The sequence below is a fragment of the Enterobacter cloacae complex sp. GF14B genome (assembly GCF_004136805.1).
Lineage (GTDB): Bacteria > Pseudomonadota > Gammaproteobacteria > Enterobacterales > Enterobacteriaceae > Enterobacter > Enterobacter hormaechei_C.
Genome location: NZ_QFRV01000029.1, coordinates 44,646 through 54,919, shown reverse-complemented (window position 1 = coordinate 54,919; position 10,274 = coordinate 44,646). Strand labels below are relative to the sequence as shown.

6 protein-coding genes are annotated in these 10,274 nt (G+C 56.7%); 1 reads left to right on the top strand and 5 read right to left on the bottom strand.

The window, feature by feature from the left end; translation table 11 throughout:
* Together DD606_RS11780 and DD606_RS11775 are read right to left on the bottom strand one after the other, a co-directional pair.
* A partial coding sequence (locus DD606_RS11780; protein WP_129258680.1) for an Ig-like domain-containing protein occupies window positions 1-2,266 on the bottom strand: 2,266 nt, incomplete at its 3' end.
* 893 nt (window positions 2,267-3,159) lie between these two features.
* Window positions 3,160-4,077 (bottom strand): LysR family transcriptional regulator, encoded by a 918-nt coding sequence (locus tag DD606_RS11775; RefSeq protein WP_050870900.1) that lies wholly within the window; start codon window positions 4,075-4,077, stop codon window positions 3,160-3,162.
* 98 nt (window positions 4,078-4,175) lie between these two features.
* On the opposite strand from DD606_RS11775, the gene DD606_RS11770 reads away from it, so the two are divergent.
* On the top strand, window positions 4,176-4,898 hold the full coding sequence (locus tag DD606_RS11770) for an SDR family oxidoreductase (protein WP_046621224.1): 723 nt from the start codon (window positions 4,176-4,178) through the stop codon (window positions 4,896-4,898).
* Window positions 4,899-4,937: 39 nt separating this feature from the next.
* Here the strand turns inward: DD606_RS11770 and DD606_RS26435 are convergent, their stop codons facing one another.
* Genes DD606_RS26435 through DD606_RS11755 form a run of 3 tightly spaced genes read right to left on the bottom strand, consistent with a single transcriptional unit; the run spans window position 4,938 to window position 10,274 of the window.
* A complete protein-coding gene (locus DD606_RS26435; RefSeq protein ID WP_050870901.1) occupies window positions 4,938-5,363 on the bottom strand; it encodes a hypothetical protein in 426 nt (141 codons plus the stop codon).
* A gap of 35 nt (window positions 5,364-5,398) precedes the next feature.
* Window positions 5,399-7,597 carry a glycoside hydrolase family 2 gene (locus DD606_RS11760; RefSeq protein WP_050870902.1) on the bottom strand — a complete coding sequence of 733 codons (2,199 nt, stop codon included), beginning with the start codon at window positions 7,595-7,597 and terminating at the stop codon, window positions 5,399-5,401.
* Window positions 7,566-10,274, bottom strand: a complete 2,709-nt coding sequence (locus DD606_RS11755) for a response regulator (protein ID WP_022651692.1) — start codon at window positions 10,272-10,274, stop codon at window positions 7,566-7,568. Before DD606_RS11755 ends, DD606_RS11760 begins: the two co-directional genes overlap by 32 nt.

Sequence of the window (10,274 nt, the reverse complement as noted above, 5' to 3'; positions counted from 1 at the left end):
TGTTTGGCTCGGCGGTTCCGCTGACGCTGGCCCCGTCTTCCGCCACCACCAGGTTGCCCGGTGCGGCAGGTGGGGTGATATCCGCTGCGTTGACCAGCGCCGGTGAGCTCTGGTTGCCTGCGGCATCGGAGGCGACCACGGAGATAATCTCACCGTTGGTCTGCGCAGGGTTCAGGTTGACGACATAGTTGCCGTTGCTGTCGGCAGTGGCGGTCCCGATTTGCAGCCCGGCATTGTTGGTGATGACGATTTTACTGCCCGGCTCGGCGGTACCGGTGATCTGGGTGCCTGCGGAGTTGAGCGTCGCAACCGGCATGTCTGGCGGCGTAAGATCGACGGTAAAGTTGATCGGCTGAGACAGACCGCTCTGGTTGCCTGCCGCATCGGTTTCCCGCAGGGTAATCGAGTGTGCGCCTTCTGCCAGTGGACTCGTCGGCGTGATGCTCCAGGTACCGTTCGGCAGAACGGTGGTGGTGCCGATAACAACGCCGTTATCGTAAACCGTGATCGTGCTGCCCGGTTCGCCTCTGCCCGTCAGGCGCGGCTCTGAAGCATCGGTAAATTGCCCGGCACCGATCGCCCCTTTCAGTACGCCCGTGTCGTCGTTAATGATAAATCCGGAAGGCGTTTGCGGCGCGGTGACATCTACCGTGACGGTAAAGACCGGCGAGGCCGGGCCAGTGTTACCGGCGACGTCGGTGGCGCGCACGGTAAGCTGGTGGCTGCCTTCGCTCAGGTTCACCGACGGCGTAAAGCTCCAGCTTCCGTTACTGCCCACAACGGCTGTGCCAATGGCAATGCCGTTATCATAGATGGTGACCGTCGAGCCCGCTTCCGCCGTGCCGGTGAGCTGTGGCCGTGGGTCGTTGGTGCTGCTTCCACTCCCGAGTGTGCCGGTGCCAGGCGCAACATCATCGGTGATGCTGACGATAGCTGGCGCGCCAGGCGCGACGGTATCGACCACGAAGCTTACCGCCGTGGACGCCGGGCTAGTATTGCCTGCGGCATCGGTCGCGGTGGTGGTAATGGCGTGGTTGCCTTCAGACAGGTTGGTCGACGGGGTAAAGCTCCATTTCCCTGTGGCATCGGCTGTGGCGGTGCCAATCGGTTTCCCGTTGTCATAGAAGGTAATGACGGTGCCGGCTTCACTGATGCCGCTGAAGGTCGGGCGGGCATCGTCCGTGCGTTGTCCGTTGCTCAGCGGGCCTGTTTCGGCGCCTACGTTATCATTGACGGTGACAATCTCCGGTGCATCCGGCGCGGTTAAATCCGGTGCCGTGACCTGAACGCCCGGGCTGGTATTGCCGGACGGATCGGTGGCGGTAGCGGTGATCTGTTCCCCGTTGGTGAGCGGCGTACCCAGATCAATCGTAAATTTCCCGTCGCTACCCGCTTTGCCCGTTCCGATGGTGTTGCCATCGGCATCTTTCAGGGTAACGGTGCTGCCCGGCTCAGCGGTACCGGTGACGGTTTTGCCGTCAGGGGAGACCTCCAGATTGGCCGGGGCATCCGGTGCGGTGAGATCCGGTGCCGTGACCTGACCGCCCTGGCTGGTATTGCCGGATGGATCGGTGGCGGTGGCGGTGATCTGTTCCCCGTTGGTGAGTGGCGTACCGAGATCAATCGTAAATTTTCCGTCGCTGCCCGCCTTGCCCGTTCCGATGGTGTTGCCATCGGCATCTTTCAGGGTAATCGTGCTGCCCGGCTCAGCGGTACCGGTGACGGTTTTGCCGTCAGGTGAGACCTGTAGATTGGTGGGGGCATCCGGAGGCGTGGTATCTGGCTCGGAAGGATTTCCCGGATTGCCGGGATTCGGGCTGTTGTTATCGTCATCTCCGCCACCTCCACCGCCAGTTCCCGCCGCAATGGCAATCCCACCTGCGGCGGCCAGGCCACCCAGCACCCAGGGCCACGCTGCGGCGCCGCCGATATCACTCCCTGACGCCGCCAGTAGGGCGTCCGTGGAGGCGATGGATTCATAGGTTGCGGCACCGGTTGGATCTTCAATCCACCACAGCGCACCGTCGCTCTCCTCAAGCACCAGCTGGCTCACGCCCTGCGCGTCGGTGACGTAGAAATTCTTGAGGGTAATCACTTCGCCCGAGTTGAGGGTAATCACCAGATCGTTTCCGCTGCGGGAGTAACCTGAGATGTCGGCGCGATCCACGTTAAGTTTAACGATTGAGGAGTGATCGAGTGTTATCTGTGTCCCTTCCGTGGTCGTTTCCACGCCAGTTAATTTAGATATAACAGATATTTGGCTCATACAATTATTACTCCAGCTGAGTGATTGGTTACGGCGTGTAAAACAAAGCCATCGTTTCTGAAGAGACGAACGCGCTCCCGGCGAAAATACTGTTTAATAAACAGGATTTACCGTTACTTTCTTTAGCGCGACCGATGCCCGCCAGGATTAAAAGTGGCAACCTCAGGGCAAAGCTAATTATTTACACAGGAAATAGTTGTTTATTTATATGTTTGCGATTTATAAGCCTTATTATTTGTGCAGGTATTGATTTATTTCGTTATGAAAATGATATAGCTATAAATGTCTGAATATGCAAATTAAGTGTTCGTAAACCCATTACGGCTATTGCAGGGGCGATTAATTGATAGCGTTAATATATTTCGTTAGCTATGAGGGCGCGTGGGTAAAGGGTTTTGGCGTTAAAGGGGCAACCCTTAAAACGCTGCTGGTGGGGCGATAATAATAATTAAAATGTGCGGTAAATATTTAATTTTGGTTATGTTTAATTTCTGCTTAATAGTGATTTAAGTTAGGGTAAAATATCTGGTGTATGATATATTTTAAATTCTCTCATTTATAAAATATATTTTTGCGTGCGGGTTAATTTCTGCTACTCCAAAAATAATGTGATTTCTTCTCATGTTTTATAAATAAAAGGCCGCAAGCGTGGCCTTTCAGAGGCAATCGGTATTAGCCTAAAGAAATTAAGCCGATTTCCACGAGGGCGGCTAATGTCAAAAGAATAAAGAGGATAACAACTATTGGTCTGTACATTTTTAAGGTTCCATCCTTGTGTGAAGTCCTGCCCATCGTGTCCGTTGTCATTTTCCATGGTAATGACGTGCTGTCGTTGATGCTCATCAAAGGGACGCAGCAGATTGAGGAAAATCTGCATTCAGGGTTGGAACCATTCAACGCTGTGTGGGTTGCGTGGCGGGGAGCTGTCGCCACTGGCGGATGTGCTCGATCAGGGCTCTGAGCTTGGGGGCCATATTGTGGCGCTGGGGAAAATAGAGATAAAAACCAGGAAAAGATGGAAGAAACGCATCCAGTAAGGAAACCAGCTGTCCTGATTCAATGTACGGTGTGAAGGTGTCCTCGGTGGCAAAGGTTATGCCACCGCCGGCCAGCGCGAGGCTGAGCATAAGACGCAGATCGTTAGTGGTTATTTGTGGTTCAATTGCCACATCGAAAGGGACGCCTGCTTCCTCAAACTCCCAGCGATAGGGGGCAACGTCCGGGGAAGGGCGCCAGCCGATACACCGATGAGCGACCAGCTCACGGGGATGCGCCGGTGCGCTGTGTGTCGCCAGATAGGAAGGTGAAGCCACCACCCGTTCACGCTGCTGGCCCGTAAGGGGAATCGCGATCATGTCTTTTTCGATAACTTCGCCCAGTCTCACCCCAGCGTCATAGCCCGCTGCCACGATATCGAATTCCTCATCTGACACGAAGACATCAAGCGATACCGCAGGATGCGCGGCCGTAAACGAGGCGAGCAGTGGGCCCGAAAGAAACGCTTCCGCTATTGAGGTGACAGCGATCCTGAGCTGTCCGCGCGGCATGCTGTCCGAGGTGACATCGTCAAAGGCCGCCTCAATGTTGGCGATGGGCTCCAGCAACGATTTATGCAACCGTTCACCCGCTTCGGTGAGCCTTACCGAGCGCGTGGTGCGCATCACCAGCAGGGTCTGAAACCCATCTTCGAGACGTCTTATCCCCTGGCTGACAGCGGAACGGGTGATGCCCAGCCGCCCGGCGGCAGCGCTGAAGCTGCGCTCCTCGGCGACCGCCAGAAAAAGCGGTAACAAATTAAGATCAATTTTCATTGTTTAACATCGCTAACCAGTGAGTCCAGTAAAGGCAGGATACAAGAAACAATGTTGAGACTCTATGATTGCTTTGAACTCAACTGAAGGAGCAAAACATGAACAAAGTGATCTTAATTACCGGGGCCTCCAGCGGTATTGGAGAAGGTATTGCCAGAGAGCTGGGAAAGGCAGGCGCAAAAGTTTTCCTGGGGGCTCGCAGGCTGGAGCGTATCCACGCCCTGGCTGATGAAATCCGCAGCGCAGGAGGAGAGGCAGAGGCTCAGGTATTAGACGTTACCAGCCGCCAGTCGATGGCCGCCTTCGTTGAGGCTGCACTGGAAAAGTGGGGCCGCATTGACGTTCTTATTAACAACGCGGGCATTATGCCTCTGTCTCCGCTTTCGGCTGGCAAGCAGGATGAGTGGGAACGCACCATTGACGTGAATATTAAGGGGGTACTGTGGGGAATTGGCGCGGTTTTGCCGATTATGGAAGCCCAGGGCTCGGGGCAGATCGTCAATATAGGCTCGATTGGTGCCTTGTCCGTCGTGCCCACGGCCGCCGTCTATTGCGCGACCAAATTTGCGGTCCGGGCCATTTCCGATGGTTTGCGTCAGGAAAGTTCAAACATCCGCGTGACCTGCGTCAACCCCGGAGTGGTGGAAAGCGAACTGGCCTCGACCATTACGCACGAAGAAACCATGGCGGTGATGGATGCGTACCGGGCTATTGCTCTCAAACCAGCTGATATCGCTCGCGCCGTGCGCCACATCATCGAGGCGCCTGAGAGTGTCGATACCACCGAAATCACCATCAGACCTACGGCCTCCGCAAACTAACGTAGCGGGTCAGGCATCAGCCTGACCCGCTTCACTCTCTTACCGCGGCTGTTCGGGCGGCATAATAAACAGCTCTGCCACGTTCACATGTTCCGGTTCCTGCAACACGTAAGGAATCGAGTCGGCGACATCATCGGCTTTCAGGAACGTCATCTTCTCCTTCAGCTGTTCCATCTGTGCACGATAATTTTTGTCACTGATATGCTCGAATAATTCACTTTCAACGGCACCCGGCTGAAGCGAGGTGACGCGAATGTTGAACTGAGGCGCCAGCTCCACGGACGGGGGGGTTATATGCCGCTGCCAATGGTCGAGGAAGATTTCGCAGCGGGAAAACGGGTTACGCTGAACGTGCAGATGCAGCCCGACGTCGGGACCGGTTTTTCCATGCGGGCAGTGCACCTGGAAGAACATCCGCCCGGCCAGGCCAGATGCTGGTTCGTTAACACGCTGAAAGGCTGACATGCCGGGTATCAATAGCATCGTTGGGTAGCCAGCATTCATTGCTCAGGAGGGCTTACCACTCTCTCATTGCGCTGGTTGGAACCCACGGTGTTACCGGCGCGATCCGAAATCTCATACTCAATGGTAACGTTATGCCTGGTGGTCGGTGTGACGGTGATGTCCTTGATCCTGCTGCCCGAATCGGGGGGAAGCGTGAGGCTTGTATTGCCTTTAGCCAGCACCCGACCATTTTGCTTCACCTGCCACTTCAGACGACACGCCTCACAGGCGGACCAGGTGTCATTGATCGCCCACAGGCGAACCGTTGCTTCGCTTCCCTGACGCCACACCGCCGTCACGGGTTCAATCGACGGCAGAATAGGCTGATAGGCTTTTTGCAGGGCGTAGTAGCCCGCTTTCGGCTTACGCAGATAATCCACGACGCCCCAGTTGATGGAGGGCCAGGTTTCTACAAACATAAAGTGGAAGAGGGCAGTTACCGGCTGGTAGCGCTGCCGACGATAGCTCTCTGCCGCCATTGCCACCAGCTCTGCCTGGTAACGCTGGGTGTTGGCAATCATCTCCTGAATGGTATTGCCCCGCGGAATATTGGCAAATTTAAAGGTCTGGAAGGGCTGGAAGTTATGGTATTTCCAGTGCGTCCAGCCGGGATCGTCGGCGGCGGTGCTTTTCGGCCACATCAGGCGGGCGGGAATGATGGTTTTCAGGGTTGAGAGTCGCGGTAGCGCCTGAGCGCCAAACTCCGTGATGATCGCGGTTTTGGCGGGGCCAAGAAGATCGCGCATGGTGCCAAAGTACCATCCGGCCCAGTAGTGTTCTTCCACCGCAGAAAAACGATGCACTATGCGCGAGGTATCTTGCGAAAGCGCGTCTCCGACGCGTTTCGTCAGCGTCTGGTTCAGGTTTTTATTCCAGTCGGGAAAGCGTTTTTCCATCCACGGTGAATTCCATGGCGGCTCGTTATGACCGCCCCAGACGATAATGGCCGGGGAATTACCAAACTGTTCAACCATCTCGCGGGTCTGTCGCACGGCATTATTCGCGAAGGCGTCGCTGTTATTGTAACCCCATTGCAGGGGGACATCCTGCCAGATCATCAGCCCCATTTCGTCAGCCACATCGTAAAGTGCCCGGCCTGCCACATGCGAGTGAACGCGTATCGCGTTGGCGTTCATTGCCTGCACCAGCCTGAAATCGCGGCGATATTTTTTGCGTGTCATGGTGCTAAGCCACGGGGAGCCGATGTAATTACTCCCTTTGATAAACAGGCGTTTGTCATTAAAGAGCCAGCCCTTGTTGTCAGGCTGCTTCACTATCTTGCGTAACCCGGTACGGGCAACTGCGGTATCCATCACTCCTTGCTTATCCGTCAGGGTTGCGCGCACTCGGTACAGGTTTGGCCTGCCATAGCCCACTGGCCACCAGAGCCTGGCGCCTTGCATTGGCAGCGTGACGCGAAGCGATTGCGGCTTTCCGTCCGTTCTCGCAAGGTTTACAGGGAATTTCTGCTTTACAGGCGGGCCCGTAAAATTGTCTGGCGTGGCCGACAGGCGCAAAGTTACGTCACCGGCAGACAATGCCCGGTAGCGGATCTCGGCGTGCAGCGCTGGTTTGCTCAGCCCTTCACGCCAGTCCGGACGCAGTATTACCTCGTCGATGGTCACTCCGCGGCTCAAATGTAGCTTTACCGGCGACCAGATCCCCCCGGAGTTGGCATCCTGGCCGTCCTCTGACCAGGCCCCGCCAGGGCGGGTATCGTGCTGGTTAAGTACGCCTTTAACCATCGTTTTATGCAGCGGCCAGATTGTTTTCGGATCTTCCCAGGGACTGTCCACCCGCACGGCGAGCTTATTGTGTCGCTGCAAAGCATCGCTTATGTCTACCGAGAAGCGCTGAAAATACCCCTCGTGATGGGCAAGATGCCTGCCGTTGAGCGTGACGTCGGCAAAATAGTCCACGCCATCAAAGACCAGGGTGGCCATGGTATCGGGCGCGCGCCTGGGCAGGGTAAATTCGTGCCGATACCAGAGGGCACCCTGATGATCGTATCCGGCGCTGTACCAGTTGGCCGGAACCGCAATCGATCGCCAGTCGCGGTCAGGCGCGCTGGCGCCATCAAAGGTGCTGAGGTTGGCGTCATGCACGCGCCACATTCCGGCCAGTGACCAGGTTACGGGCTGGCTGGCCTGGGCCAGCAGAGGGCTAATTGCCAGCAGCAGAAGAAGCCTGATCATCTTTAACCTCCTGTGCTCTGCGGCGCAGCCAGGCCGCAGAGCGTCTGGCCTCCTCGATAAGCTCGCCATGTAAAACGCTCAGCCCCGTCTGGTTCAGCGAGACCGCCTGACTCTCCAATTGCTGGAGCACTTCTGAAAGACGAATGAAACCGAGGGTGACGGCTTCGCCGCGAAGCTTATGAGCGGCCCGCCGTAGGGCATCGCGGTCATTATGCGCAATGTTCAGCGCCATGGCTGCCACCGCCTCGTCAAGACCGTTGCCGAACAGCGCCAGCAATTCATTAACCAGTTCAGGATCGTCCGCGCACTGTTTTAACAGCTGTGCCTCATCCGGCAGACCCTTATCTTCTCCGGCGAGAACATGGGCTATCTCCTCCCTGAGCGCCTCCTGACTTACCGGCTTGGCAATATAGCCGTCGAAGCCCATTGCCAGACAGCGCGCCTTGTCACCCTGCATGGCATGGGCGGTCATCGCGATGGCGGGCTGGTGGCTACGCCCCCGCGTCAGTGTCTCCTCACGAAGCAGGCGAATGGCCGTTTCACCGTCCATTTCTGGCATTTGCAAGTCAACCAACATCAAATCCCAGGACTGTTCACGCCAGCGTTCGAGGGCCTCCCGGCCATTGGATACCACTTCGCAACGGTGGCCGAGCTGCTCCAGCAGGCGTCTGGCGACTTTCTGATTCACCAGGTTGTCCTCGGCCAGAAGAATGTGAAGTCCGCCCTGCGCCGGTACAGGCGAGGTGACGGGAGAGGGAGAAAGAGAAGGGGGCGATGCCAGATGTGGAGCGGGTGCCAGGACGCTGGCTATGGTTTGATAGAGTTCACGTTGGGCAACCGGCTTATGCAAATAGTGGGCAACCCCGATGCGCTTGAGCATATTGGCATCGAAATGGCGGCTCATGGAACTGAGCATAATGATGTGGCTTTGCTCGGCCTGCGGCATAACAGAGAGCTCAATGGCCAGCGATACACCGTCCATATCCGGCATCTGGGCATCCAGCAGGATCAGCGGCCAGTATCCCCTTTTTGCGGTCAGGCTTAACGCTTCCCCGGCGTTGTTAACACAGGTCGGTGTCAGACCCATCTGGCGAAGCATGGTGTCCAGCAGCCGCAGGTTGGTACTGTTGTCGTCTACCACCAGTACCGATTCGCCGTTAAAGCGTGCTACAGGAGCATCGGTTGCTGAGACAGCCAACTGACCTTCCAGTGGCAACGTAAAAGCAAATTCGCTGCCTTCACCCGGCTCGCTCTGAACCGTTAGCTCTCCGCCCATCAGACTTACCAGGCGGGCAGAAATGGTCAGCCCGAGGCCAGTACCGCCGTAGCGGCGGGTGGTAGAGCTATCGGCCTGGCTGAACGCCTCGAAAATGGCTTTTTGTTTCTCCATCGGGATGCCAATGCCGCTGTCGCGTATGCGAAAACGCCAGTGCCCTTCACTTTCTGTAGGCTCTATTGCCAGCATAACCTCACCGTGATGGGTGAACTTCAGCGCGTTGCCCAGGAGATTAGTCAGAATTTGACGTAGTCGGGGACCATCAACGATGAGCACTTCCGGCACCCCCGGAGCGATATCCACCAGCAGTTCAATGCCTTTTTCGCTGGCGGAGGGCATATGCGGGCGGATGAGCGACTGCACAAAGGGGCGGATTTCCAGCGGCTCTGTATCGACGGTCATCTTACCTGACTCAATGCGTGAGAAATCGAGAATGTCATTGATGATATGCAGCAGTGACTGCGCTGAACTCATCACCAGAGAAAGATATTCACGCTGTTCGGGGGTGAGCTGTGTATCGAGGCAGAGCTGAGTCATGCCCAGAATGCCGTTCATCGGGGTGCGAATTTCGTGGCTCATGTTGGCGAGAAATGCACTCTTCGCCTCGTTGGCCTCCCGGGCCACTTTCGCCGCTTCAATGGCTAACAACTCGGCCTCCTTGCGGCGGGTGATGTCCTGTAGGGTGCCGATCACCCGTTCGGCCTGCTGCTGCATACTGAGGGTGACCACCTGTCCCGAAACCAGCATCCAGCGCCAGCCCTGCGTCGCGTGTTGCACGCGAATCTCACTTTCAAACACCGGCATGTGCTCCTGCCTGGAGGCGATCATCGCGTTGCGCAGGACGGCACGATCCTCTTCATGGACCAGATTCAGTAAAAAGCGCAGCGGGTAGTGCAGCTGCGTACGCGACTGACCCACCATCGCCAGCAACGTATCGTTCACCTCCAGGCTGTCGTGAGAGACCTGCCAGTTCCAGATGCCGATCTGAATGGACTCTGCGGTCAGTAAAAAATCATCGTGCAGCTGCTGGCGCGAGCGCTGGGCGTCGTCAAGCTCGGTAATATCGGTATGCAGGCTGAGAATGCCGCCATCGGCGAGACGCTGGTGCTGCACGTAGAGCCGCCGGTTTCCCGACTGCCGCACCTCTCGATGGCTTGACTGACGGCAGTTGCGAACGATCGCTTCACGCAGGGTCCGGCGGCGGGTGGAGTCGATGTTATAACCCGCATCAATAAATTTCTCCGCCAGGCTCTCGAGGGAAGCGCCGGCGATCAGCCAGGGGGCGATCACCGGGTAAAAGCGCGATATCTGGTCATTCCAGGCCAGCAGATGCTCGGCGGGATCGTAAATCATCACCCCCACAGGCAGCGCGTTGAGATCGAAACGGGATGTGGCTCGCAT